General features: G+C 54.1%; 16 protein-coding genes. All 16 read left to right on the top strand.

The genetic code is table 11. The annotated features are described in order from the left end of the window. Positions 1 to 10: 10 nt before the first annotated feature. Complete coding sequence (locus tag ACSEXW_RS00675; protein WP_438444158.1) at positions 11 to 2,791, top strand: DUF8487 domain-containing protein; 2,781 nt, start codon at positions 11 to 13, stop codon at positions 2,789 to 2,791. Further along, on the top strand, positions 2,775 to 4,769 hold the full coding sequence (locus ACSEXW_RS00670) for a glycoside hydrolase family 2 protein (RefSeq protein WP_438444157.1): 1,995 nt from the start codon (positions 2,775 to 2,777) through the stop codon (positions 4,767 to 4,769). Before ACSEXW_RS00675 ends, ACSEXW_RS00670 begins: the two co-directional genes overlap by 17 nt. 273 nt (positions 4,770 to 5,042) lie before the next feature. Then, the gene (locus tag ACSEXW_RS00665) at positions 5,043 to 5,906 is read left to right on the top strand and encodes an ABC transporter permease (protein WP_438444407.1); all 864 of its coding nucleotides are present in this window, start codon (positions 5,043 to 5,045) and stop codon (positions 5,904 to 5,906) included. A gap of 57 nt (positions 5,907 to 5,963) precedes the next feature. After that, positions 5,964 to 6,830 (top strand): carbohydrate ABC transporter permease, encoded by an 867-nt coding sequence (locus ACSEXW_RS00660; RefSeq protein WP_438444406.1) that lies wholly within the window; start codon positions 5,964 to 5,966, stop codon positions 6,828 to 6,830. Positions 6,831 to 6,868: 38 nt separating this feature from the next. Continuing rightward, positions 6,869 to 8,551: an ABC transporter substrate-binding protein gene (locus tag ACSEXW_RS00655; protein WP_438444405.1), complete on the top strand. Its 1,683-nt coding sequence runs from the start codon at positions 6,869 to 6,871 to the stop codon at positions 8,549 to 8,551. Between the two features lie 14 nt (positions 8,552 to 8,565). After that, positions 8,566 to 10,083 carry a glycoside hydrolase family 43 protein gene (locus tag ACSEXW_RS00650; RefSeq protein ID WP_438444156.1) on the top strand — a complete coding sequence of 506 codons (1,518 nt, stop codon included), beginning with the start codon at positions 8,566 to 8,568 and terminating at the stop codon, positions 10,081 to 10,083. Between the two features lie 13 nt (positions 10,084 to 10,096). Beyond that, on the top strand, positions 10,097 to 13,021 hold the full coding sequence (locus ACSEXW_RS00645; protein ID WP_438444155.1) for a glycoside hydrolase family 3 C-terminal domain-containing protein: 2,925 nt from the start codon (positions 10,097 to 10,099) through the stop codon (positions 13,019 to 13,021). Between the two features lie 126 nt (positions 13,022 to 13,147). Further along, positions 13,148 to 14,971 (top strand): sensor histidine kinase, encoded by a 1,824-nt coding sequence (locus ACSEXW_RS00640; RefSeq protein ID WP_438444154.1) that lies wholly within the window; start codon positions 13,148 to 13,150, stop codon positions 14,969 to 14,971. Then, a complete protein-coding gene (locus tag ACSEXW_RS00635; protein WP_438444153.1) occupies positions 14,968 to 16,467 on the top strand; it encodes a response regulator in 1,500 nt (499 codons plus the stop codon). The genes ACSEXW_RS00640 and ACSEXW_RS00635 overlap by 4 nt, the downstream gene beginning before the upstream one ends. Positions 16,468 to 16,644: 177 nt before the next feature. Then, the gene (locus ACSEXW_RS00630; RefSeq protein ID WP_438444152.1) at positions 16,645 to 17,607 is read left to right on the top strand and encodes an ABC transporter permease; all 963 of its coding nucleotides are present in this window, start codon (positions 16,645 to 16,647) and stop codon (positions 17,605 to 17,607) included. Positions 17,608 to 17,638: 31 nt separating this feature from the next. Then, positions 17,639 to 18,508: a carbohydrate ABC transporter permease gene (locus tag ACSEXW_RS00625; protein ID WP_438444151.1), complete on the top strand. Its 870-nt coding sequence runs from the start codon at positions 17,639 to 17,641 to the stop codon at positions 18,506 to 18,508. A gap of 56 nt (positions 18,509 to 18,564) precedes the next feature. Beyond that, positions 18,565 to 20,247: a type 2 periplasmic-binding domain-containing protein gene (locus tag ACSEXW_RS00620; protein WP_438444150.1), complete on the top strand. Its 1,683-nt coding sequence runs from the start codon at positions 18,565 to 18,567 to the stop codon at positions 20,245 to 20,247. Between the two features lie 224 nt (positions 20,248 to 20,471). Further along, a complete protein-coding gene (locus tag ACSEXW_RS00615) occupies positions 20,472 to 21,422 on the top strand; it encodes an ABC transporter permease (protein WP_438444149.1) in 951 nt (316 codons plus the stop codon). Then, the gene (locus ACSEXW_RS00610; protein ID WP_438444148.1) at positions 21,416 to 22,312 is read left to right on the top strand and encodes a carbohydrate ABC transporter permease; all 897 of its coding nucleotides are present in this window, start codon (positions 21,416 to 21,418) and stop codon (positions 22,310 to 22,312) included. Before ACSEXW_RS00615 ends, ACSEXW_RS00610 begins: the two co-directional genes overlap by 7 nt. A 128-nt stretch (positions 22,313 to 22,440) precedes the next feature. Beyond that, positions 22,441 to 24,036, top strand: a complete 1,596-nt coding sequence (locus tag ACSEXW_RS00605) for an extracellular solute-binding protein (RefSeq protein ID WP_438444147.1) — start codon at positions 22,441 to 22,443, stop codon at positions 24,034 to 24,036. A 119-nt stretch (positions 24,037 to 24,155) separates the two neighbouring features. Further along, entirely contained in the window at positions 24,156 to 25,598 is a 1,443-nt protein-coding gene (locus ACSEXW_RS00600; protein WP_438444146.1) for a response regulator transcription factor, read from the top strand. The last annotated feature ends 4 nt before the right edge of the window (positions 25,599 to 25,602 follow it).

Raw genomic sequence — 25,602 nt, 5'->3', positions numbered from 1 at the left:
AGGTCGTACCATGGAGAAGGTGGAGCAAGATCAGACGGTTCTCCGTCTGGACGGATCATGGGCGTATGCCCTGGATCCCGAAGATGCGGGCGAAACGGAAGAATGGTATGGCGAGTCCGGCCTCCCCCATCAGGAGGGGACCCTCCGGCTTCCCGGCACCTTGGCGGGGAATGGAATCGGTCAGCAAACGGTGTGGAACGGCGAAATGAATCGCGAATCGGTCCGATCCTTAAGGCAGCACCATCGTTATGTCGGGGCGGCTTGGTATTCGTGTGAGCTTGCGGTCCCGGATCACTGGGCGGGCAAGCGGGTGGTTCTCTTCCTGGAGCGAGTCATGTTTCAATCGACCTTATGGATCAACGGCCGTCTGGCGGGTAGGCAGGATAGTCTGTCAGTCCCCCATCGGTTCGATGTGACGGCATTCATCCGGACAGGGGCTGCTAACAGAGTCACGATCCGCATCGACAACCGGGATCTTCATAAGCTCGGAGGGTGTCCGAGCGCCTATACGGATGAAACGCAGACCATCTGGAACGGCATGATCGGCCGTCTGGAGATGCAGGCAACGGACCGGGTTTATACGGATTCCATTCGCTTCTTCCCGGATATTGAGAACCGCAAAGTGAAGGTTACGGGGAGATGGATCAATCCTTCAGAGCTCGAAGCGTCCGCAACCCTAACCCTCACGGCCCAGCTTGTGAACGGTACGGATTCGCATCGGACGGATGGGATGCCGTATGGATTCACGCTTCCCCCGAACAGCTCGAATTCTTATGAGTTGGTCTACGATATGGGGGAAGAGGTACGGCTGTGGGACGAATTTCAGCCTGCTATCTATGAGATGCAAATCTTGACCCGTGTGGTAACGGCGGAAGGGTCCGAGGAGTCGGAGCGGCGCCACCGCTTCGGCATGCGTTCCTTCCGCCAGGCCGGGAACCGGTTCGAGATCAACGGGCGACCTGCCTTCCTGCGTGGAACACTGGAGTGCTGCATCTTCCCGTTGACCGGGCATCCGCCTGCGGACACGGCGCCTTGGCTGCACCTTTTTCAAACCGCCAAGGACTACGGGCTAAACCATATCCGCTTTCATTCCTGGTGCCCGCCTGAAGCTGCATTCGATGCGGCGGATCAGCTCGGGATCTATATACAGGCCGAAGGTCCGGTATGGATGGATACCTGGAATATGCCGGTCGGCGCGCATCCGGAGCATTATGACTATTTGCCGGAGGAAGCGAAGCGGATCGTGGATGAATACGGCAATCATCCGTCCTTCTGCCTGTTCAGCAATGGCAACGAATTGAACGGCGATTTTGGCCTGCTTCACCGGATCGTTGCGGCTCTGAAAGAGGAAGACGACAGAAGATTGTATACACTGACGACGAACTGGGACCGCCCGCTGGATCCGGCGGATGACTGGTTCTGTGCCCAGACCGTCGACGGTGCGGGAGTCAGGGGGCAATTTTATCCCGATGAATGGATGGTTTCCACCCTGCTCGACTTCCGGGAAGCGGTTGAGAAGCGGGAGGTTCCATTGATTTCTCATGAGGTAGGTCAATATGCGGTCTATCCCGACGTGGACGAGATCAATCGATACACAGGGGATCTCAGACCGGTTAACCTGGAAGCGATCCGAACGGATCTGGAACGAAGAGGGCTGCTGGGCTATCTACGTAAGTTCGTTCACGGATCGGGCAAGCTGGCGCTGCAGCTGTACCGCGAAGAAATCGAAGCCGCCTTGCGAACCCCTGGAATGGGCGGGTTTCAATTACTGGGCCTCCACGATTTCCCGGGGCAGAGTACGGCAACCGTTGGCATTCTGAATTCGCTCTGGGAATCCAAGGGCTTGATCGAGCCGGAAGCGTTCCGGGCATTCTGCAGGGAGACCGTTCTGCTCCTTCGCATACCGAAGCGCATCTATACGACGGATGAAGGGTTTAGGGCTCAGGTGGACATCGCCCACTTCGGACCCGAGGCGCTGCCGGCATCGGATTGGCAATGGAGTATCCGGAGCGAGGCGGGCCGTAGGCTGGATCATGGAGTGCTCCGGGCAGCAGCAATCGGGCAAGGCTCGGGAATTCCGATCGGAGCCTGGACCTCGGATGTATTCCATCGGTTGGAACGGAGCGAGAAATTGACCGTCTCCATTGAGGGGCCCGGCGGCCAATACCGGAATGAATGGCCGGTATGGGTGTTCAAGGATTCGGAGGAAGGGACCGGCACGGCTCATGATGGTCTCTTGGTAACGGATACCTGGAACGAAGCCGCCGAACAAGCGTTGGCAGAGGGAGGATCCGTGCTGTTCCTCGTTACGGCCAATATCTCTGGGGCCGTTCCCGGAGCCTTTCTTCCCGTCTTCTGGAGCCCTGTCCATTTCTCTACGGAAAATCCGTGCGGCATCTGGGTCCAGGCGGATCACCCCGTTTTCACCTCGTTCCCGACTGAAACGTATGCCGAGCCTCAATGGAAGGATCTGCTGGACCGTTCCGTATCCCTGTGTCTTGACGGTTTCCCTCTAGGGATCGAGCCGATCGTCCAGGTCATTCCGAACTTCTACCATAACCGCAAGCTCTCCAATCTCTTGGAGTGCCGGGTCGGCAATGGCAAGCTCATGATATGCGGGATCGACCTAACGAACGAGCTGGAGACCAGGCCGGCGGCCAGACAGCTGCGGCGCAGCATTTTCACTTATATGAAGACGGAAGCATTTGAACCGGAAATCCTCGTGACCGTTGGGGAAGTACGGAAGTTGTTAAGAGTTCAAGGGGGAGCGGCTGATGGTACCAATGGGTAGGCAAGTCATACGTTGCGATTCACTCTGGAGGTTTCGTACGGATCCTCTGGACCGCGGTCTGAGCGAGGGGTGGCCCCAGAATGGGCTGCCCGATCTGCCGGAGACCGACATGGTTTCGGTTCCCCATACCTGGAATGTAGATCTGGGGACGGAGGATTACAGAGGAACGGGCTGGTACGAGTACCGGTTCTCCATCCCGGGGTACACGACCGGACAACGGGTTTGGGCGCATTTCGAAGGGGTGTACCGAGATGCCACCGTTTGGATCAACGGAATGAAGGCAGGAGAGCATTTCGATTCCGGCTATACCCCTTTTCGGCTGGAGCTGACTCCCTATCTCAACCCGACCGGAGATAACCGTCTCGTCGTATCGGTAGATAACCGGAACAGTGAAACGGCTTTACCCCGGGGCAATCATTTCGACTGGGCGGATGACGGAGGCATCATACGGGATGTAAGCTTGATCATAACGGGGAAAGCAACGATCGATCATACGATTATTCGAGCGGCCCCTGAATTTCCCGAATGGCCCCATGCTGAGGCAGCAGGGGAAATCGATGTCGAGCTGATTCTAGCCGAACCAATCCCTGCAGAAGCATCGCAGGTCAAGATTACGTATTCCGTATCCAAGGACGGGGAGACGGTCTGGAGCGGCAGTGGTCCCCTTACGAATATGGGCCGGAAGTTGAATTCGGGTAAGATCAGAATTCCTTCCGTTGAGCTTTGGCATTTTGACCATCCTCACATATACGAAATGGAAGTATCTCTATACGAGGGGGATACCTTATGGGATAGAACGGTGACCTGTTTTGGGTTCCGAGAATTCCGGGTGGAGGGAAACCGGTTGATGTTAAACCGCGAGCCGGTTCGACTCGTTGGCGTGGAATGGATGCCAGGCTCTCATCCGGATGTTGGAATGGCGGAAACCGACGAGGTCCGAGAAACGTTTCTAACCAAGCTGAAGGAAGCGAATTGTGTCTTTACCCGATTTCATTGGCAGCAGGACGAGAAGCTTCTCGATTGGTGCGACCGTCACGGAATGCTTGTCCAGGAGGAAATTCCCATGTGGCAGCAGCCCGCGGAGCCTGATGGGGCCGCACTGGCGAAAGCGAGGGAACAAGCAGCGGAGATGGTTCTTCGGCATGCCAATCATCCCAGCATTATTGCATGGGGCATGGGGAATGAGCTGGACGGCCAGTCCGAGCAGACCGTCCGGTTTATGGAGACGTTGAAGTCCTCTATCAAGAGCCTTGATTCCAGCCGGCTGGTGAATTACGTCAGCCACATGGTTCATCTTGGGCCAGAGCGGGACGCGACCAAGGTCGGCGATGCGCTGATGTGGAATGACTATATCGGGACCTGGCATGGGAATCACGATATCGATGGAGTTATTACAGGTATCGTCACCCATCACCCCGATAAGCCGGTAGTCGTAGCAGAATTTGGACTTTGCGAGCCGGCATTCTCCGGAGGCGACCCGAGGCGGGTTGAAATTCTGAAGGAAAAGCTGGGCATCTACCGTAAGGTTCCGGCCATTGCAGGCGTGATCTTCTTCAGTCTTAATGATTACCGTACGCAAATGGGCGAGGAAGGCCAAGGCCGATTAAGACAGCGTGTACATGGCACGACGGATCTGTATGGAAGGGCAAAGCCGTCCTACGCTGCGCTTAAGGAGGAGGCTTCTCCTATACGGGTAGAGCTAACGGTCAGGAAGGATCCCCCCGGTCTACAATGCCATATCGAATGCAAGAAGGATCTTCCCGCCTATTCCATCCAAAATTATCGCATTCATCTTCGCTTGGAAGAAACGGACCATGAGCTTAGCCAATTATTGTCCCTGTCTCCCGGAGAGTCGGAAGATATTCAATGGGCGTTCCCGGTGAAGGGGAAGCTAACCGTTTCCGTAGTAAGACCCACAGGCTTCTGCGTATGGAGAAACCGGTATCTCCTTTCGAACGATGAGGTTTGTTTGCTATAGTCCATCACCATTTATAGAGGCTAAAGTCCTTCGCCAGCACATTGGGGCGTCTACTTATAGCCTCTTTGCGTTTATCAGGCTGATCTGTCCGAATTGTGCTAGTTGAAGACTCGATAATCAAGGTTTTGGTAGAAGGGGCTGTAATATAATGGTAATGGAAAACAATCCTAAGAGGAGTGATAGGGCTTGTCTGTCATACCGTTAGAGCGCGGCAGAACCAAGGCAAGACGCGGTTTATGGCGCCGCCTCGTTCAGCAGAAATACCTCTATTACATGTCCGTTCCGTTCGTGCTTTGGGTTTTTGTATTTCATTATTTGCCGTTATGGGGCTGGACGATGGCCTTCCAGAAGTTCCGGGTAGGCCGTTCGTTCTTCGAGCAAGAGTGGGTCGGATTCGATCACTTCCGCCTGTTGTTTCAGGATGCCCAGTTCTTTAACGCGCTCCGCAATACGCTGGCCATGAGCGTCATGGGCTTGGTCGCCGGCTTCACCGTTCCGATCCTTTTTGCGATTCTCCTGAACGAAGTGCGGGTTTCCTTTCTCAAACGTTTCGTGCAGACCGTGTCCTATCTGCCGCACTTTGTCTCTTGGGTGGTCGTGGCCGGCATCGTCACCAAGATGCTCTCGGCGGAGGGCGGTATCGTAAACGAGGTTCTTGTCAGACTGAACATCATCCACGAGCCTATCCCCTTCATGGCGAAGGAAAGCATGTTCTGGTACGTCGTCACAAGCGCTGACATTTGGAAGGAAACCGGTTGGAATGCCATCATCTATCTGGCAGCCATCGCAGGGATCGGCCCCGAGCTGTACGAAGCGGCCCGCGTAGACGGCGCAAGCCGAATCAGACAGATCTGGCACATTACGCTCCCGGGGATCCGCTCGACCATCATTATTCTCCTGATCATGTCCATCGGCCACCTGATCAGCATCGGATTCGAGAAGCAATTTCTCCTCGGCAACAATCTGGTCAAGGAGAAGTCGGAGGTGCTGGACCTGTACGCTCTCAACTACGGTCTAGGCATGGGCCGTTATTCGTTCGGTACGGCGATTAATATATTCAACTCCGTCGTCAGCTTGCTTCTTCTCTTTTCCGCCAACGGCATTCTGAAGAAGGTCACCAAAGAAAGTATCATGTAGGGAGGAATTCCAGTGGACATACGCAATAGACGACCGGCGGGCACCCTCCAGTACCGCATGTTCGACGTCTCCGTTTATCTAGTCGTCACGCTGGTTGCGGTGTGCACGCTGTACCCATTCTTGAATGTGCTGGCCATCTCCTTCAACGATTCGACCGATACGGTCAGGGGCGGCATTACGATTTACCCCAGACAATTCACGCTTGAGAATTATTCATTGATTTTCTCCTTCGACGGGCTGCTTACCGGGTTGAAGATCTCGGTGCTCCGCACCCTAACCGGCACCATTCTTGGACTTATCAGCGCCTCCATGCTGGCTTATGTATTAAGCTGTTCCTACTTTCAGGGGAGAAGATTCCTTTCGACGTACCTTGCTTTAACCATGTATATTTCGGGAGGACTCATTCCTTTTTACCTCCTCATGCGGGATATGCATCTTCTGGGCTCCTTCGCCGTCTATGTGCTTCCCGGACTCGTAAGCGCCTTCAACGTCTTCATCGTACGTTCGTTCATTGACGGTCTTCCGTATGCATTGCAGGAATCGGCCAAGATCGATGGTGCCAACGACTTCATGATCTACTGGCGGGTCATTCTGCCGCTAACGACGCCGGCCCTTGCAACCATCGCTTTATTCTTGGCCGTCGGCCAATGGAACTCCTGGTTCGACACTTACCTGTATAACGGCTCCAAGCCACATCTTACGACCCTGCAATTCGAGCTTATGAAGGTGCTGCAGAGCACCCAGATTGGCAGCAACGGGAAAGACGTGAATGGACTTAATATGGGCCAGGTCATGAATCGGATCTCGCCGGAGTCGGTCAAGATGGCGATCACCATCGTCGTTACCGTGCCGATTCTTCTGGTCTATCCGTTTCTCCAGCGGTATTTCATCACGGGGATGACGCTTGGCGCCGTGAAGAATTAAGGGGTAAGCTACTATGATTATAATGGGGGATGGCGATGATGAAGATGAAAAAGGTACAGCTGATCCTGGCCTTTACACTTGCAGTGGGTTTACTATCGGGCTGCTCGGGAAGCAATGAAAGCACGGAAACCGGAGAAGCGAAGGAAGGAAATGACCAGTCGCCTGTTACCTTTACCTTCTTCAGCGCGGATCCGAATCCGAACTGGATGAGGATGCAGGACGAGGTCGGCAAGGAAATAACCAAACAAACGGGCGTAACCCTGAATGCCGAGTTCGCAGTCGGCGACCCGGCGCAGAAGATCGCCTTGATCGCAACCAGCGGAGATTATCCGGACCTGATCAGCCCCAAGGGAGAGCTGAACAAACTGGTAGATGCAGGGGCAATGCTGGATCTGACGGATCTGATCGAGAAGCATGCGCCGAATCTCAAGAAGCTCTTCGGGAATCAGCTCAAGCGTCTTCGCTACAGCAACGGGGACCAGTCGATTTACGTGATTCCGACGTACTCGGCCGTAGACGGGAAGACCTTCGTTGCCGGCGGAGGCTTCGAGCTGCAGCACCGTGCCGTGAAGGAAGCGGGATACCCGCCGATCAAGACGCTCCAGGATTACGAGAAAGTTATAAGGTCCTATCTGGACAAACACCCCACCGATGAGTCCGGGAATAAGAACATCGGCCTTACTCTGAATGCGGATGATTGGCGAATGTTCATCTCCGTCACGAATCCGGCCGCCGAAACGACAGGCAAATCGGGAGATGGAGAGTACTATATCGATCCGAAAACCTACGAAGCCACCTATCACTTCCGTACGGAAGGCGAGAAGGAATATTTCAAGTGGCTGAACCATATGTACAGCACCGGTTTGCTGGATAAAGAGAGCTTTGTCCAGAAGCACGACCAATATCAGGCCAAGGTCGCTTCGGGACGGGTGATCGGATTGATCGATGCCGATTGGGATTATGCAGACGGCGAGAAATCACTGAAGACCTCCGGCAAGCTGGAACAGACCTATGGGCATTATTCCGTCATGCTCTCAGACAAGTACAAGGACAATCGGCTTCAGTCCACCGGCTTCATGGCAGGCTGGGGAGTGGGGATATCCAAGGATTGCAAGGACCCGGTCCGCGCCATCCGATTCCTGGACTATCTGGCGTCCGAGCCCATGCAGATTCTCAACAATTGGGGGATCGAGGGGAAGCACTACAATGTGGTGAACGGCAAACGCGTGGTACCGGCGGACATCCAGCTGCGTATTGTGAACGACAACACGGCATTCAGCAAGGAGTCCGGCATCGGCTTCTATACTAATCTGGGCGCGCACTATGGTGATGGCGTGAAGGATTCAACCGGCAACTACTATACCAAGAACTTCCCGGAGCAGATCATCGAGGGGTATACGGCAGCCGACAAAGAAACGTTGAAGGCATACGGTGCGAATACTTGGCTGGACTTGTTCCCGAAGCCGGATGAATTTCCGGTGAAGGCCTGGGGAGCGGCATGGAACATTCCTGTTCCGGGCGATGATGAAGTGACCATTCTGGGGAACAAGATGAAGGACATCACCTGGAAGAGGATTCCGCAGGCCATTATGGCAAAGCCGGAGGAGTTCGATAAGATATGGGACGATTATCAGCAAGAGCTGATCAAAGCCGGTGTTGAAAAGATGGAAAAGGGCTATACCAAATATGTGCAAGATCGCGTAAATCTATGGAATAAGTAAGGAGAGCCAACATTATGAATTATTGTAATCCTGTTATCAGCGGCTTCCATCCGGACCCCAGCATTTGCAGAGTCGGGGAGGACTATTATCTGGTGACCAGCTCCTTCGAGTACTTTCCGGGTGTTCCGTTGTTCCATAGCAGGGATCTCGTGAACTGGGAGCAGCTTGGCCATGTCTTGACGCGGACGGTGCAACTGGAGCTGCGCAACGCATGGAGCTCAGGAGGAATCTTTGCGCCAACCCTCCGCTATTACAAAGGGATGTTCTACATGACGACCACCAATGTCTCCAGCGGCGGCAACTTCTACGTATATACGGACGACCCGAGGGGGGGCTGGTCCGATCCCGTCTATGTGGATCAGCCCGGCATCGATCCGGACATCTTCGTAGATGCGGATGGCACAGCCTATTACACGACTTCCTATGACGCCGAGGGGCAAGGCGCCTATCAAAGCAGGATTGATCTAAGTACAGGCAAACGGCTGTCGGAGCTTACCCTTATCTGGAAGGGAACCGGCGGTCAATATCCGGAGGGTCCGCATCTCTATCGGATCGGTGAATGGTATTATCTGATGCTGGCAGAAGGGGGTACGGAATACGGTCACATGGTTACCGTGGCAAGAGGCAGGAAACCGGACGGACCGTTCGAGAGCTGTCCGCATAACCCGATCCTGTCCCATAGAAGCCTGCAGAAGCCGGTTCATGCGACGGGGCATGCCGATCTGGTTCAGACGCCGGATGGGGACTGGTGGGCCGTATTCCTGGGCATTCGCCCGATCGGATATCCTACACATCATCATCTCGGCAGGGAAACCTTCTTGGCGCCGGTCACCTGGACGGAGGAGGGATGGCCGATCATCGGGGACCACGGAACCATACCCGAATCTGCACCGGATCCCACCCTATCACGAAACCCGGATTCCCATATCCACGTCAGGGATGAGTTTGACGAAGGAGATCTTGCTCCGAGATGGAGTTTCCTGCGCTCCCCGGACCCGGATAATTGGTCACTCTCCTCCCGGAGCAGTTGTTTGACATTATTTGGGTCCCCGGTTACGCTGAATGAAAGAGGCTCGGTGGCCTTTGTTGGCCGAAGGCAGCAGCACTTTGCCTGCCGGATCACCGCACACTTGACGTTCGTGCCTGAGCGTGACGGGGAAGAGGCCGGTATCACGGTGTATATGAACGAACGTTTCCATTACGAGCTTGCGGTAACGCAAATGGCGGGCGAGCGTAAACTCCTATTCCGAAGAAGACTGGGGACGCTGTGGAAGGTGGAACACGAGGTCTCTTGGCCGTCCGATTCGGTTGTGATAACGGTCGATGCGGACAAAAAGCACTACTGCTTCGGCTATTCCGCCGTTAGCGGAGAAGAGCCGGTTCAGCTCGGAACGGGGGAGTGCGGGCTGCTGTCCACCGAGGTGGCTGGCGGCTTTACGGGGGTCTTTATCGCCATGTACGCAACCGGAAACGGGCAGCGTTCCGGATCGCCTGCTCATTATGACTGGTTCGATTACGAAGCCTTCGAATAGGGAGTGAAACACGATGACATTCGAGAGGAACTACCCTTATTGGAATCCCGATCTCCCGCTGGAGGAGCGATTGAACGATCTGATCGGACGGCTGACGCTGGAGGAGAAGATCGGGCTCATGCCGCAGTATCAGATGGCAGTGGAGCGGCTGGGGGTGCAGGCATACAAGCACGGCACAGAGGCCGCTCACGGCATGGCCTGGCTTGGGGAGGCGACGAGCTATCCGCAGCCCATTGGCCTTGCCTGCACCTGGGATAAGAATCTGTTGAAGCGGATCGGCAGTGCGATCGGCGACGAGGCCCGCGGCTTCTACCGTCGGAATCCGACCCATAACGGGTTGACGCTGTGGGCGCCGACGGTCGACATGGAGCGTGACCCCCGCTGGGGAAGGACGGAGGAAGCGTACGGCGAAGATCCCGTGCTGGCCGGCAAGCTGACCGCTGCGTTGACACGGGGCATCCAGGGGGACGATCCGTTTTATTTGAAGGCGGTCGCCACGCTGAAGCATTTTATCGGCAACAACAATGAGGCGGGAAGAGGCGATACCTCCGTTTCCCTGGATCCCCGGAACCTGAGGGAGTATTATTTGAAGGCATTCGAAATCCCGTTTAAGGAAGGCGGCGCCCAGTCCATGATGACGGCGTACAATGCGGTCAACGGGGTACCGGCGAACCTTAGCCGGGAGGTGATCGAGATTGTCAAAGGCGAGTGGGGCATGAACGGCTTTATCGTCAGCGATGCGTTCGATGTGTCGGGCACCGTGCGTGATCACCATTACGTGGAGACGCCTAAGGAAGCGGTCGCCCGCTCGGTCCGGGAAGGGGGCATCGACAGTATTACGGATGAAGCCGCCTGGGTGACGGAATCCATTCGCCAGGCGTTAGCGGACGGACTCCTGACGGAGAATGACCTCGATACCGCGCTTCGCAACACCTTCCGTGTCCGGTTCCGGCTCGGGGAGTTCGATCCGGCGGATCGGAATCCGTATGCAGGTCTCGATGAGTCAACGATCCTCCGGCCGGAGCACGCAGAGCTGTCCCGGGAGGCTGCGCAGAAGGCCGTCGTGCTGCTCAAGAACGAAGGGCGCACGCTGCCGCTGCAGGCGGACCGGCTGCGCAGGGTAGCCGTTGTTGGCCCGTTGGCCGATATCGTCTACCGCGATTGGTACAGCGGTGCGCTGCCCTATGCGGTCTCTCCCCTTGCAGGGATTCGGGAGCGTCTCGCTGCAGCGGGGTGCGGCGCGGAGACCGCTTATGCCGACGGCAATGACCGCGTTCGCTTGAAGGCAGCCTCCAACGGGAGATATGTCCGGATCGGCGAGGATGAGAAGGCGAGGCTTAGCGCCGACGCGCTGCAGGCTCAGGACGCCGATGTGTTCGAGGCAACGGACTGGGGCTGGGGCAGCCATACCTTCCTTGCGGAGCGGAACGGGCTCTACCTGACGACTGACGACAAGACGGTGCAGGCATCGGCACATCGGATCTGGGAATGGTTCACGAAGGAAGTGTTCCAGATTCGGCCGGCAGATCGGAGCGAGATGCATGTGACCCTCGCAACCTGGAACGGTATGCCCGTGACGGCCGACGCTGAGACGGGCGAGCTGCTGGTCGGCGATGGCCGTGCGGCAGAAACCGCGAATACCATCAACGTCGGCGGCGCGTCGGAAGTGGATTCCACGGACGCCGAAGTGCAGGCGGAGACCTTCGAGCTGGAAGTTGCGGCCAGCGGCTTGGAGGCCGCGGTTGAAGCAGCCCGCGGAGCTGAAGTGGCGATTGTGGTTGTCGGCAACCACCCGCTGATCAACGGGAAGGAGACGATGGACCGGCCCGATATTACCCTGGCGGAACGGCAGGAGAAGCTGGCGCTTGCAGTGGCGGAGGCGAATCCGAACACCATCGTTGTGGTGGTCGGCAGTTACCCGTTCGCTCTGAATGCCTTGCAGGAGAAGGTGCCGGCGATCCTGTTCACCTCGCATGCGGGTCAGGAGCTTGGACATGCCGTGGCCGACGTGCTGTTCGGAGACGTCAATCCGGCAGGCCGTGTCCATATGACCTGGTACAAGTCGGTCGATCAATTGCCGCCTTTTATGGATTACGACATCATCCAGGGAGGACGCACGTATCAGTACTTCGAAGGCGAACCCCTGTATCCGTTTGGACACGGGCTCTCGTACAGCGAGTTCCGGTATGAGAGCCTTCGGTTGTCCGCGAACCGGGTCGAGGCGGGAGGAGATGCAGCCGTGGAGGTTGCCTGCCGCATTACGAATACAAGTAGCTGCCCGGGGGAAGAAGTCGTCCAGCTGTATGTGCGGGCGGGCGATTCCCGAGTGAAGCGTCCCCGCCTACAGCTGGCGGACTTTGAGCGGATCGCCCTGGCTCCGGGTGAAGCGGCGGATGTGACGTTCCGCCTCCCGCTGGAGTTCCTGGCTATGTGGGATGTGACCCGGGACCGCTTCTGTATCGAGACGGGGGAATATACGGTTCTGCTCGGCGCCTCCTCCTCCGATCTCCGGCTGGAAGGCCGCCTCTTCGTCGCAGGGGAGACCATTCCACCCCGCGATCTCAGTCAGGTGACCCGGGCTGCGAACTATGATGCCTGCCAAGGCATCCATCTTGGTGAATGCAGCGAAGGCGGAAGCGCCGCTATTGTCAGCGGGGCAAGGGGCTGGCTATCCTTCCGGGATGTAGAGCTCGGCTCCGGCGTCTCGGTGATCGAGCTTCAGGCTGCCGCGGCTGAAGACGCATCGGTGGAGGTCCGGTTGGACGGACCGGAGGGGCCTCTCGTTGGCAGGTGCTCCCTTCCCGCCGGCGATGAACAGGAATGGCAGCAGGTCACCTGCGGGCTGACGTTCGCAGCCGGCCGGCGCGATGTGTATCTGGTGCTGTCCGGACCGGTGTCGCTTAGCCGCTTCCGGATGATGGCATCCTTGCCGGCCTAACAAGACCCGGAGGACAAAAGAGCTCTCCCGACCACATGGATGGTTCGGGAGAGCTGATTTGTTGTACAAACCTGAATCCTATGCGAAAATGGAAGGGTATACTTTTCCAAATAAAGGGTGGCTTGCATGCGCGCTATCATCAACCGGCTCTTTCATCGAAGATACAACTTCAGCACCAAGCTCATCCTGATTCTTGTTGCAGTGAACCTTGGCATTTCCGGGATTACGGGTCTCGTCACCTATCGGGTTCATTTGAGGCTGTTCAACGAAGAGCTGAGCCGGCAGTATGGCATGCAGAATCAACAGATCCTGGCGCGGCTTGACTCCCGAATCAAGGACATGTACCGCATTACGGAGTACATCATCTTTAATCCCATGGTCAAGAAGCTAGTCAGCGGGCAGGGGGAGAATGCAAGCGCCAGCTCCTACGACCGGCTGCTTCTGGAGAATGAACTGGAAGAGCAGCTGCGCCAAGTGCGTCTGGATGCCCCCGAGATCGTGGCCATCCGGATTTACGATTTGAATGAGAATATGTTTAATTTGGGCACGTATGCCGGCTCGTTCCAGCAGCTTGATCCGGTGTTTCTGGATGAGACTATCGAACAATTGAAGGGCACGAGCGGTGAATATATTTGGCGGCGGATCGGGGAGGCACAGTTTCAGGATTACACCTATAAGAACTGGGTGTTGGCTGCGCGGCTTATGCGATCCTCGGATCTGGAAACCTATGGCGCGATGCTGATTCTATTTAACACCTCCCTGTTCGAGGCCTACTTGAAGGACCTGCGCAAACTGGGCGACACAGAGGCTTATTTGTACGATTCCAATGGAGCATTGCTCTATAATTCGGTTGAATTTGGCCAGGAGCAGGATAGAATCCTGCCCTCCATGGGAGATCGGGGAGATCGCATCGTAGAGGAGGACGGAGGCTCCTATCTGTACACCAAGCAGATATCCGACAAGGTCCATTTTGAATTGGTCAGCCGTGCATCCCTGGGAGAGGTCCACCACCGCAGCCAGCTGATCCTGAAGGTTGCCGTCATCTCGGCCATCGGCAGCATCATTCTCTTCTGGTTGATCATCACCATCATCAGCCGGCGGCTGCTCAGTCCGCTGAAGAGTCTGGTCAAGGCGATGACGCTGGTACGCACGGGCAAATTCGATACGCGGGTGGATATCCGGTCCAGTGACGAGCTCGGGTTTATCGGAGACCGCTTCAACCAGATGACCGAGCAGATCGATACCCTTATCCGGGAGGTGTACCAGCGGGAATTAAGCGAGAAGGAAGCGGAATTAAAGGCGATTCAAGCGCAGCTGAATCCCCATTTTCTATACAATGCATTGGGCATGTTCTTCTGGAAGTTCTATGGTCTAGGGGATGAAAAGTCCGCACAGCTGGTCAATTCCTTGTCCGAAATGCTGCATTATTCATTGGAGCCGGCGAGACGGTTGACCACATTGAGGGATGAATTGAAGCAAATCGACCATTACTTAAGCATACAGAGGGAAAGGCACAAAGAGGTGCTGACGACGGAGATCGAGGTTCCGGAAGAGCTATATGACTGCCAGATCATCCGCCTGCTGATACAGCCCATCGTCGAGAACGCATTCGTACATGCCTTCCGTAACAAAAAGAACGGGCACCACCTCACCATTCGGGGCTGCCGGGAAACCGTACCGGGAGAGAATGGGGCGTTCCTCGTGCTGGACATTCAAGACAACGGCTGCGGCATGTCGGAAGGAACCATCCGCCGTATTCTCCAGCCGGTGTCTTCCATGGAGCATCAAGAAAGCCAACGTGAGGGGATTGGCCTGAGCAGTGTCGTTCGGCGTATTGAGCTGATTCATGGCCAACCCTATGGGATTCAGATCACCTCAATTCCAGACTTGGGAACGAAGGTGCGGCTGCGGCTGCCGGACAAGAGGGAATGGGAGGGGGACAAACCATGATCGGTAAATTACTGATTGTCGATGATGAATCCTGGTGCCGGGAAGGCCTGATGAAATTGATCGGCAGCGAACACCTGGGCTGGGAGGTTGTGGGGGAAGCGTCGGACGGAGAGGAAGCCCTCGCCTTGATCGAGACGGCCAAGCCCGATCTGATCATTACCGATATCCGTATGCCAGTTGTGGACGGCTTGATGTTAACCGAACGGCTCGCTCAGGCGGGAAGCGAGATAATGGTCATCCTCTTGACGGGCTACCGGGACTTCGAGTATGCGCAGCGGGCGCTTCGTTACGGTGCCATCGAGTTTCTGCTTAAGCCGATGTCCATTCAGGATACCACCCGAATCCTGCGCACTGCCTATGAGAGATTCAGACAGAAGCAGCTGGATCAGAAGCTGCGGCAGCGGGAGAAGCAGGTCAATACCCTGCGCGCTGCCTTGTACCGGCTGCCATGCGACAGGCAGGATTGGGCGGAGATGAGCGGCTTGCTGAGCGGCTATGAGCTGTGGTTATTACAGGTCGACAGCTTCTTCCCCGAAGGAAGAGGCTATGGGGAGAAGGATGTGAAGCTGCTCCATTACGCCATCTCGAACATTGCAGGGGAGCTCTTGCAAGTACAGGATCGGGCGCTCAACAGTGTTTATCTCTCCGTGAGCAGCGGGGAATTCGTGTTCTTGCTCGCACCGGGGGTGGTTGAGCCTTACTGCTCCTTGGTGGCAGAGAATGTGGAATCGCTCCTTCACCTGAAGACGAAGTGGAGCTTGGCCGGAACCATGAATGAGCTGGATTCGCTTGCGGCGGGGTATGCCGAGCTGCGCGGTGCCTCTCATGCCCATAATCAGCCGATGGATTCCGAGGCAGACCGGTCCTTGGCCTTGCGGGAGAGCATATTGTCCGATCTGATCATTGGAGATGTGGAGGAAGCCCGAAGGAAGCTTGCCCGTCATATTCAACGCGCCGCAGCTCTGCCGATCCAGACCTGCAAGATCGAAATCTATGCGATGGTATCGGCCCTGTCCGATTTGCTTGCGGGCGACTTTAAGCATTTGAGGGCGGATGACTACGATGATTTGCAACCGGGAGCCCTTCTATTGTTCTCGGAGAATCGGCAGATAATCGAGTGGGCGGAGCACAAGGCGGAGACCTTCCTTCGGTTGTTCGAGGGATGGCTTCAGGAGAAGCGGGATAATGTGGTCATCCGGGCCCAACAATATATCGAGACTCATTACCGGGAAAACTGTTCCTTGCAAGCGGTATCCGCTCATGTTCATGTTACGCCGAATTATTTGAGCAACCTGTTCAAACGGGAAACGGGAATCGCCTTCAGCAATTATGTCAGCAAACTACGCGTCGAGAAGGCCAAAGCGCTCCTTACCTGCACCAAAATGCGAATGACCGAAATTGCCGACCAGGTTGGTTTTGACAATGCCAGCTACTTCACCACCGTGTTCAAGCAGTTGGCCGGAATATCGCCGAGCGAGTACCGAAAGTCTCAGTAAAAAGATGTGTTAGACCGGCAGCGCGTACAGCGAAGCCGGTCTATTTGTGTAATAAGGGGGATCGGATGATTGTGTAGAATATCTAAAAGTTCTCTGTGGATTTCAAATGCTCTGTCCTGGGGGTTTCACTATAATAAGACCATAGCCATCCAACATTTCACGATGAAAGGAGCTCCTATGGATAGCATACCAATGGTTGAAGTGCCGCAAGCTGCCCTGGAAGCCAAACGCAGGCTGCGCAACCAACGCGTTCGCCGGTTCAAATCGAACATCCCTTTGCTGATCATGTTCACCCCGGTTGTGCTGTACTTCCTGATCTTCAAATACGCCCCGATGGGTGGGCTGATCATCGCGTTTAAGGATTACAATTTTTTTGACGGCATCCTTCAGAGCCCTTGGGTAGGCCTCCAGTATTTTGAGACGCTGCTTCATGACCCTAGAACGCTGGAGATCATTCGCAACACGTTTTTCCTAAGCCTGCTGAGCATCGTTTTTGGTTTTCCCGTACCGATTATTTTGGCCATTCTGCTTAACGAGGTTCGCAGCATGAGCTTCAAGCGGACGGTGCAGACCATTGTGTATATGCCCCACTTCCTGTCCTGGGTCATCATATCGATGATGATCATGACCTTGTTCTCCCTCGAGAACGGCATGATTAACAACGTGGTGAAAATGATCTTCGGCGAGCCGTACGCCTTCATGTATCACAATTTCTCGTGGGTCGTCGTGTTTGTCGGCTCCGGCATATGGAAGGATATGGGCTTCAATGCGATTATTTTCCTGGCCGCATTGACCACCATCGATCCGAGCTTGTACGAGGCGGCCAACATGGACGGAGCCACCAAGGCCCGTCAGATCTGGCATATCACCTTGCCCGGCATCCGCTCCACGATTATCCTGCTGCTCATTCTCTCGATGGGCAGAGTGATGGAGGTGGGCTTTGATCAGGTGTACATGCTCCAAAATCCAAACGTCAACGAGATTGCCGACGTCATCAGCACCTATATCTATCGAATTGGTCTGCAAGGAGCACAATTTAGCTTAACGACAGCCATGGGGCTGTTCGAATCGCTGGTTGCCTTTGTGCTCGTCGTCAGTGCGAACTATATCGCCCGCAGATTTAATGAGGGACTTTGGTGAAACTACGAATGGACCGGAAGGGAGGATGAACATGCGAGATTCAACCGGAGAAAAAATCTTTTATGCCGTCAACTATGCCATACTCACCTTGCTTGCCTTAAGCTGCATCATTCCGTTAATGAATGTCATCGCTCTGTCGCTCAGCGATGCCGATGCCATAATGACCGGGAAGGTGTCGCTCATTCCGGTGGGGTGGACGCTGTATTCCTTTGAGAGCTTATTTAAAGGGACGCCGATTGTCAGCGCATTTTGGAACAGTGTTGAAATTACCTTGGTCGGTACGATTCTAAGTGTATCCGTTACCATCATGGCGGCCTACCCGTTGGCGCGCAAACAATTTTATGCCCGGAACTTCTTTACCATGGCGATGGTCTTCACGATGCTCTTCAACGGCGGCCTCATCCCGACCTATCTGATCGTATCTAAACTGGGGCTTGTCAATTCATACGGCGCCTTATGGCTGCCCGGGCTTGTAAGTGCATACAATGTGCTCATCATGCGGACCTACTTCGCCAACATCCCGTACGAGTTGGAGGAAGCGGCACGGATTGACGGCTGCGGCGAAACCCGCATTCTATTTAACATCATGCTCCCCCTTTCCAAGCCGGTGCTGGCAACCATTGCGCTGTTCTGCGGAGTCGGCTTCTGGAATGCGTTCATGAGTGTGATGATCTATATCAATGACACCGCCAAATATAATCTGACTGTTCTTGTTCAGAACATGATCAAGTCGACCTCCATGGTCCAGGATTTTTCCGACCCGGATATGATCTCCAATCTAACGCCGGACGGCATCCGATCCGCTGCGGTCATCATCATGGTCGTTCCCATCCTGCTTGTATACCCATTCCTGCAAAAGTACTTTGTTAAAGGGGTGATGCTGGGATCTATAAAAGGGTAATCCGCCATTCGTTCTGACATGTTCGGGTCTTAATGAAAATGAAGAGGGGCGATTGTATGCAAAAGAAAGGCTGGATGAAACTGGGATTGACAGCGGTATTAACCGCTTCCATGCTTGCGGGCTGTTCGGATAACGGCAACAAGGCTACTGAACCTTCCAAAGCTGCCGGAGAGACGCCTAAGGCCTCCGGTGAGGCACCGGTGAAACGGGGCAAAATTACGGCAACCATCTATGAGCGCGGGAACGTGCCCAACGGGATGGGGACCATCGAAGATAATATGTGGAGCAAGTGGATGAATGAAAAGGGACCCAATGATGTGAAATATACAGCGGTTCCCCGTTGGGAATCTGCGCAGAAGTTGAATGTATTGTTCGCTTCGGGAAGCGCACCGGACCTTATCTTCGAATTCGGAACCGGCATCCGCAACTCCCTGTTCGCTCAGAAGCAGCTTATGCCTCTGGATGACCTGATCGAGAAGAACAGCACGGTGTATAAAGCATTGATGCAAAAATATCCGCAGCTGAAGAAAGCGGGTACGAAGAGCGACGGCAAGCTCTATGAGGTAGGCCGTATCAACGAGGTGTATCCTCTGTCGAGCGTGTTTATCCGGCAGGATTGGCTGGATAAGCTGGGTCTTCAGATGCCCAAAACCACGGAAGAAATGCTTGCGGTTGCGAAAGCTTTTACCGAGAAGGACCCGGACGGCAATGGCAAGAACGATACCTACGGTATTGCAGGAATTCAGTTCGGCGGCATGGGCGGACCGATCCGGTATATGTTCAACGCCAACTGGGTGAACGTAAACGATAAGAATGAGCTGCAATTCGGACTGGAGAACATGAAGCTGCAAGCCCAGTTCAAGCGGGACCTGTTTGAGGCCGGTGTCATGGACAAGGACTTCCTGACGGATAAGGATGGTTCCAAGGCTGCTCAGGATTTCCTGAACGGCAAGGTTGGGATCATGAGCTGGATGACCAACGATTACGCCGCCTTCGCTTCCAAGGAACTGGCGACCTTTATGAAGAATGTGCCCGGCGGTAAGCTCTCCATTATGCCGTTGCCGAAGTCGCCGGTTGGAAAGTTTACCGTGGTGTGGAATAACCCGGTTCAGATGACTGCGGTGGTCAATGCCAAAGCGAAGGATCCGGCCGCCATTATCCGGCAGATCGATTTCCTGGCCAAGCCCGAAACCGGCAATGTATTCCGGTACGGAATTGAAGGCACTCATTACAAGCCGGATGCGAACGGACGGCCGACGATCCTGGATAATGACAAGTACAAGAATGAAGTGAGCTGGAACAGCGATTTCGATATGATCTACAGCCGTCTGGAAAGCGGTAAATACGGCTATACCGAAACGTTCTTTAACGAAAGCGTTCCGGAACAAAAAGAAGCCCTGCGTTTGTTCAAGGCGGCGCGCGATGTATACATGGAGAAGATTCCGGTAGGAGAAGGCATTACACACTCCGAGCATATGCCGGAGCTGCCGAAGGATCTGCAGACGAAGATGGCCAACCTCACGAAGCCGATCGATGACTTGTTCATCAAGTCGATTGTCGGCGGCAAGTCTTACACGGTGGACCAGGCCTATACAGAGGCCAAAACCATGTGGGAGAAGCAAGGCGGCAAGGAAGTCGAAGCCTGGTACCTGGATTGGTGGAGCAAGGAGAAGAGCAACATCCTGGTCTGGGATGATTTCTACAAGATTTATGAATCGCAGCGTGCTGCATTTAAGTAAGTGAACGGTTAATAGCACCCTATCTACTCCAGTATTCTCGGTAAGCTCCTGATGGGAGACCGAGAATACTGGATTTTTTGTTTGCCGCGGATCGGCTAACTCACATGCCTCCCACTTTTTAAGTTAGTACAAAAATTGATTTAAGGGAGTACATTTTCTTATCTGAACCGGAAGGTATAATGAAAACCATGATCGTTCTTGAACACAGCGGAGGGATGAGGGTTATGAAAGCGTTTATAGACGGCTCCCGGGAGTACGCTGCAATAAAGAAGAAAAATAACGTTCTGCGCAACATCAAAAGAGACGGACTGTTATATTTTCTATTGCTGCTCCCTATGGCGTATATCCTGATCTTCAGGTATGCCCCAATCTACGGATTGGTGATGGCATTCCAGGATTACAACATTTTCGAAGGAATCAAGGGGAGCGACTGGGTCGGACTGGATGTATTCCGGTTTATCTTCCAACAGGACAGCTTCTACCGTGCGCTGAAGAATACGCTGGTCCTGAATGTTCTCGACTTGATTGCGGGCTTCCCGGCACCCATTTTGCTGGCGATTCTCCTTAATGAGGTGAGGCAGGCTGCATTTAAGAAAATGACTCAGACCGTGCTGTATCTGCCGCACTTTTTGTCCTGGGTCATCATCGGCGGTATGGTCTATCTGATGTTCTCCAACAGCGGCATGGTCAACCATTTCCTGACGAGCTTCGGCTTGGATAAGATCGAGTTCCTGTCGCAGAAGACCCCTTGGTTGATCACTTATATATCCGTCGGCGTATGGCAAAATATCGGATGGGGCACCATCATCTATCTGGCGGCCATTACGGGGATCAATAAGGAATTGTATGAGGCCTCCGATATAGACGGCTGCAGCAGGCTTCGCAAGATGTGGCACATTACACTGCCCGGCATTAAGCCAACCATTAATATATTGTTGATTCTCCAGATCGGCCGGATGGTTTCCATCGGGTTCGACCGTCCCTTTGTAATGGGGAATTCGCTGGTCAGCGAATACTCCGACGTAATCAGCACCTTCGTATACCGGGTGGGGATTAGCTCGGGGGATTTCTCCCAGGCGACAGCGGTAGGATTGTTCCAATCCGTGGTTGGTCTTGTCCTGCTGGTTTCTGCCAACTTTATCGCGAAGAAATTAGGGGGGGATGGGATATGGTGAGTACGGTGAGCAATTGGGGCAAGAAGAAGAAATGGAGTGCGGCGGATATTGCGATCATCGCCTTTATTGTGGCCTTATCCTTCACATGTATCGTTCCGTTCCTGTATATGATTGCGCTTTCCTTCAGCTCCAACGAGGCGATTATTTCTCAAAAGGTCGGACTGTGGCCGGTAGGCTTCTCAGCAGAAACGTACAAGACCATCCTGAGCGATGCGGATATGCTCTATGCGCTTGGATACAGTATTGTGCTAACCGTTCTCTATACCGCGTTGTGTATGTTCCTGACCATATGTGCAGCGTATCCGCTGACGAAGAAGCGGCTGATGGGAAGAAACTTTATTTTGTCGGCTCTGGTCTTCACCATGTATTTCAGCGGCGGTCTCATTCCCTCCTATATTCTGGTGAAAAACCTGGGTATGATGAATACGGTGTGGAGTTTGGTATTGCCAGGCGCCATGAGTGTGTTTAATATGATCATCCTGAAGACCTTCTTTACCAATCTTCCGGAGAGTCTGGAGGAATCGGCCGCCATCGACGGGTGCTCGGATCTGGGCATTCTCCTGAAGATTGTGCTTCCTCTCTCGCTGCCCTCGATCGCTACCTTGAGCCTCTTCTATGCGGTGGACAGATGGAACGGCTTCCAGGATGCGCTGTTTTATATTACGAACAAAAAACTATATCCGATGCAGATGAAGCTGTATCAGATCATTTCTGCCAATCAGCAGCTGGATAGCCAGCAAGGAGGAGAAGGAAGTGTCGGCTCCTTCATTGTGCCGGAGTCTCTGAAGGCCGCCAGCGTGATGTTTACGACCATCCCGATTTTGCTGATCTATCCCAAGCTGCAAAAGTATTTCGTAGACGGTGTGATGACCGGAGCGATCAAGGGCTGATGGGGTACGCAGCGGGTTGAAGGGGGGTGGTTCCCGGATTGGCGAAAGGATATCCAGATGCAAGGGATGTACAGCTTGGGTGTTATCATTACATGCAGCGTGAAAGGGTGGTTTAAGTGAATGCAGGCATGAAGAAGACAACCGCAATATTGTTTAGTACAGCGCTTCTGGCCAGTGTTGCGGCAGGGTGTGGAAGCGATGACAAGAAGAGTGGAGACACGGCATCGCCGGCGGCGTCAACCGCAGCATCGGCTGTGCCCTCCGGTCCTCCTGCAACCTTGACAGTGGAAGTGTTCGACAGGGGGATTCAGGGACAGCCGGACTTGAACAACAACGCATGGACCAAGTACGTCAATGAGAAGTTCGGCAAGGCCAATAACGCTGTTGTCAAATTCGTAGCGGTCCCCCGCTCCCAGGAAGTAGACAAGCTGAATGTGTTGATGGCTGCCAACGAAGCTCCCGATATTTCCTTCACCTATGACGGTACGACCGTAACCCGCTATGCCAAAAGCAATGGCCTCTATACGCTCGATGAATTGTTGGAGAAGCATGGCAAGCAATTGAAGACTTACCTGGGGGATAAGGTCCTGTCCTATGGGAAATATGAGGGCAAACAAGTCTCCATCCCGGCCAAGCGGACTCTGATTGCCTGGAACGGTATGTTCATCCGCAAGGATTGGCTGGATAAGCTGGGTATGCCGGTTCCGACCAACCGGGATGAATTGTATGCCACCCTGGTGGCCTTCCGCGACAAGAACCCCGGGAATGTGAACGGTGTCATTCCGTGGGCGACAGCGGCCGCCGGCATGAATTACACCTTCGGCAACCTGGTTCAATCCTTCTGGGGTCCGATGTCGGAGGAGGAATTCGTAACCACCACCAACTGGCTGAAGCCCGGTCACAAGGATGCGTTCAAATGGCTGAACAAGCTGTACAATGAAAAGCTGATCAGCCCCGACTTTGCGCTGGACAAAACCGCCAAGCAAGCGGATGCCGATGTGACCAACGGCAAGGTAGGCTTCTACGCAGCCAACTGGGATTATCCGCTGGTCCAGAAAATCCGTGAACCGCTGAAGCAGAATGCGCCGGCTGCCAACTTCGTTCCCGTAGATACCTTCAAGAACAGTGAAGGCAAATACCTGAAGGAGATGTACAATGAAAACGGAGTATTCTCCTTCATCCCCAAGAGCAGCAAGAATGCCGAGCTGGCGATCAAGTATCTGAACTGGATGGCGAACCCGGAAGTGCTGTTCTTCCTGCAGTTCGGTCAAGAAGGCGTCAACCACAAGATGGTTAACGGCATCCCGCAAGGGATTGTGCAAACCGGCGAGAATATGCAGATGAGCAATCTGAATCTGGACTATACACTGGTGGTTAATGGCGCAGAGCTGGGCGACACCGAGAAGAATGTCAGAACGTATGCAGCTGCTTTGGCAGCCGGAGATCCGAGCTATGAGAAGCTGGCTATCGATTCCTACAAGATCAATACCAAAGACGGCTACACCGGCTTCTACTATGGCGTTCCGAACGAAGCAAATATCAAATACGGCAAAACGCTAGGGGATATGAACAAGCAAATGATTGACAGGCTGCTTGTTGCCAAGCCGGCAGAGTTCGACGCCCTGTATGACAAGCTGGTCAAAGAATATATGGACGCCGGCGGCAAGGCGGTTCAGGATGAGAACGTGAAGAACTTCAGAGAAATCAAGGCCGGCAAAAAATAACCTTTTGGATACGGATAAGCCATCGATTTTTGATCCCATGGTTTATCCGTATTTGGTTTGCTATTCACGAACTGGTTTGCTATTATTCGGAGGAATCAACATCCTTAAGGAGGAACCCCATGTACAAGGTCATGATTGTGGATGATGAGACCTGGGCGATTAGAGGGATCCGCAATGCCTTTGACTGGGAGAAGTATGGTTTTGAAGTCATAGGCCAATTTACAAGCGCTTACAAAGCGTGGGATGCCATCAGAGCGGATGAACCGGATTTGGTGTTTACGGATATCCGCATGCCGGACATCTCCGGATTGGATCTGATGAAGAGAGCCAAGACGCAGGGTCTGAACACGGAATTTGTCATCGTTAGCGGATATGCGGAGTTTGAGTATGCCCAGGAAGCGCTGCGCTTCGGAGCGCTGGATTATATCCTGAAACCGCTGGATGTGGATATGACAGACCCACTGATTGCGAAGTTGGCCATGCACTTCTCCCGGAGCAGCTCCGTTCGCAATCAGCTCCTCCTGGATGCGCTGACTTCGGGGGATCAAGACGAGATCAAGCGGCTTCTGCCGTTATCGAATGGGGCGACTGAATGCTATTACCGGGTGTTCGCCATCTATTACGAGGGGGAGAACCCAAACCTCCGGGATTTGCTTCCCTTGGAGGGCAAGCCTGTTCAAGCGGTGGAAGTGGAAGCCGGCCCGGGAAAAATGCTGGTTGTAGTGATGACGGGGGATATGGCTTGCTTGGAGGGGACTTGGGATGACGCTGTTCTGCGGGAGACGGGCATCCATGCGGTGGGCATCAGCACCATCTCCAGCCAGCTGAAGCATATGAGCAAGCTCCTTAAGGAAGCGGATCTGTCCGCTTCCCAGGTTTTTCTGGAGGAAGCGGCAGGCGTCGTTCACTACGGGCCGAGGCTGCACCTGGTGAAGCCCTGTATCGAGGGGATCCACCGGTTCATCCAGGAGAATCCATATGACGGCATGGCTGTGTACATCCAGGGGCTGCAGGAATATTTCAGAGAACATCATCTGGGCATGTCCGAAGTGGTCTACTTGTGGAATCAGGCGGTGGGGATCCTGATCAATGTGGATTCGCTTGAATGGAAGGACATGGATCTGGAATTCCTGAATCATACCGAGATCAAGGAGCGGTTTGAAGACTTTGAGTCTCTGTGCAGCTTCTTGCATGACGTCCTCGCCTCCATCAGGCAGGGGAACCAGCGGACCTCCCAAGAGGGAGACATCCTGTCCTGCTTCAACCGGATGATTGCCTATATCGACCGTCACTTCGATCAGAAATTGTATTTGAAGGATTTGTCCGGCCAATTCTTCATCAATCAGGTCTATTGCTGTCAATTGTTCAAAAAAAATCTGGGCAGAACCTTCTCCGAATATGTGTCGGAGCTCAGGCTTAAGAAAGCCCGCGAGCTCTTGAAGCAAACGGAGCTGTCCATTGAAGAGATTGCCATTAAGGCCGGATATGTGGATTATTATTATTTCAATAAAGTGTTCAAGAAGCATTGCGGGATGACGCCCACCAAATTCAGAAAAAGTTAAAAGG

Origin of the sequence: Oryzibacillus soli, from assembly GCF_051594765.1 — a bacterium.
In the GTDB taxonomy this organism is placed as follows: Bacteria; Bacillota; Bacilli; order Paenibacillales; family NBRC-103111; genus Paenibacillus_AR.
This window is presented reverse-complemented; position numbering and strand designations above follow the sequence as displayed.

What these genes read in the sequence shown, in the direction of transcription:
- ACSEXW_RS00675 (WP_438444158.1), top strand. Translation starts at nt 11, where the DNA reads ATGGAGAAGGTGGAGCAAGATCAGACGGTTCTCCGTCTGGACGGATCA.
- ACSEXW_RS00670 (WP_438444157.1), top strand. Translation starts at nt 2,775, where the DNA reads ATGGTACCAATGGGTAGGCAAGTCATACGTTGCGATTCACTCTGGAGG.
- ACSEXW_RS00665 (WP_438444407.1), top strand. Translation starts at nt 5,043, where the DNA reads ATGTCCGTTCCGTTCGTGCTTTGGGTTTTTGTATTTCATTATTTGCCG.
- ACSEXW_RS00660 (WP_438444406.1), top strand. Translation starts at nt 5,964, where the DNA reads ATGTTCGACGTCTCCGTTTATCTAGTCGTCACGCTGGTTGCGGTGTGC.
- ACSEXW_RS00655 (WP_438444405.1), top strand. Translation starts at nt 6,869, where the DNA reads ATGAAGATGAAAAAGGTACAGCTGATCCTGGCCTTTACACTTGCAGTG.
- ACSEXW_RS00650 (WP_438444156.1), top strand. Translation starts at nt 8,566, where the DNA reads ATGAATTATTGTAATCCTGTTATCAGCGGCTTCCATCCGGACCCCAGC.
- ACSEXW_RS00645 (WP_438444155.1), top strand. Translation starts at nt 10,097, where the DNA reads ATGACATTCGAGAGGAACTACCCTTATTGGAATCCCGATCTCCCGCTG.
- ACSEXW_RS00640 (WP_438444154.1), top strand. Translation starts at nt 13,148, where the DNA reads ATGCGCGCTATCATCAACCGGCTCTTTCATCGAAGATACAACTTCAGC.
- ACSEXW_RS00635 (WP_438444153.1), top strand. Translation starts at nt 14,968, where the DNA reads ATGATCGGTAAATTACTGATTGTCGATGATGAATCCTGGTGCCGGGAA.
- ACSEXW_RS00630 (WP_438444152.1), top strand. Translation starts at nt 16,645, where the DNA reads ATGGATAGCATACCAATGGTTGAAGTGCCGCAAGCTGCCCTGGAAGCC.
- ACSEXW_RS00625 (WP_438444151.1), top strand. Translation starts at nt 17,639, where the DNA reads ATGCGAGATTCAACCGGAGAAAAAATCTTTTATGCCGTCAACTATGCC.
- ACSEXW_RS00620 (WP_438444150.1), top strand. Translation starts at nt 18,565, where the DNA reads ATGCAAAAGAAAGGCTGGATGAAACTGGGATTGACAGCGGTATTAACC.
- ACSEXW_RS00615 (WP_438444149.1), top strand. Translation starts at nt 20,472, where the DNA reads ATGAAAGCGTTTATAGACGGCTCCCGGGAGTACGCTGCAATAAAGAAG.
- ACSEXW_RS00610 (WP_438444148.1), top strand. Translation starts at nt 21,416, where the DNA reads ATGGTGAGTACGGTGAGCAATTGGGGCAAGAAGAAGAAATGGAGTGCG.
- ACSEXW_RS00605 (WP_438444147.1), top strand. Translation starts at nt 22,441, where the DNA reads ATGAAGAAGACAACCGCAATATTGTTTAGTACAGCGCTTCTGGCCAGT.
- ACSEXW_RS00600 (WP_438444146.1), top strand. Translation starts at nt 24,156, where the DNA reads ATGTACAAGGTCATGATTGTGGATGATGAGACCTGGGCGATTAGAGGG.